The sequence below is a fragment of the Vibrio sp. YT-19(2023) genome, assembly GCF_033337395.1.
In genome coordinates, this window is sequence record NZ_JAWOQN010000228.1 from 1 (window position 1) to 927 (window position 927).

Genomic DNA, 927 nt, shown 5'->3' on the forward strand with positions numbered 1-927 from the left:
GCCTTTTCAGGCGCTACAGCTTCAACAATCGGTGATTCAGCTTTAGCTTCTACTGTTTCTTGAACTTTAGGTTCAACAACAGGTGCTTCAGCTACCGCTGGTTGCTCACGACGGATGATGACTTTACCCATTGCCATTTCAGGGCAAGCAAAACCACCTTGCATAGCAGGTACAGTTGCAATTGCCACAACCGCTTCTTCCTGAACTCGCTCTTCCTTCTTAGGCGCTGGTTTTGGAATGTAACGTGGCATCACTTTACCCATTGCCATCTCAGGAGATGCTACACCGCCTTTGCCCGGACGGAATGGGTTAGGACGACGATCACGACCACGACGACGACGTTGACCACTTGCTCGTAGGTGACGAGGAGAACGACGGTTACGACGTTGTTTCGATTCACCTTGCTTGTTGTCTTGCTGTGCGTCTGCTGCTGTATCAACGGCTTGATCTACTTGAGACTCAACAGGTTCAATTGCTTTTACTGCTGTTTCTTCTACTTGCTCATCGGCAAGTTGATCTTTAACACGAACAGATTTGTTCAGTTTGCGACGTTGACGGCGCTCTTTGACTTTCTCTGTTTTCGCGTTTGCTTTCGCTTTATTCTCTTCAGGCTTCACTTCTGAGCGAGCTTCAGCCGCAAGTTGCAAGCCTTTGTCCGCTACTTTCGCGTTTGCTTTCGGCTCTTGAGCTTTTTCAGCTTGTTGAGGTTTTGGCTTACGCTTCTGGCTACGGTTTGGTTGCTGTTTGTTTGCAGGCTGTTGAGCTTCGTTTTGCTCATTTGCTTGCTCTTCACGAGGCTTACGGCGACGACGGTTATCACGGTTTTCACGACCTTCGCGGTTATCGCGTTGGTTGCTACGACGACGGTCGTTGCGATCGCGTTTGTTGCGCTTGTTGTCGCCGTTTGATTTCTTCTCTTCTTGTTTT

Annotated in this window: 1 pseudogene; it reads right to left on the minus strand. The window is 49.0% G+C overall.

From position 1 onward, the window contains the following. Nucleotides 1-927, minus strand: a pseudogene (locus R7E78_RS25055) (ribonuclease E); the annotation flags it as partial.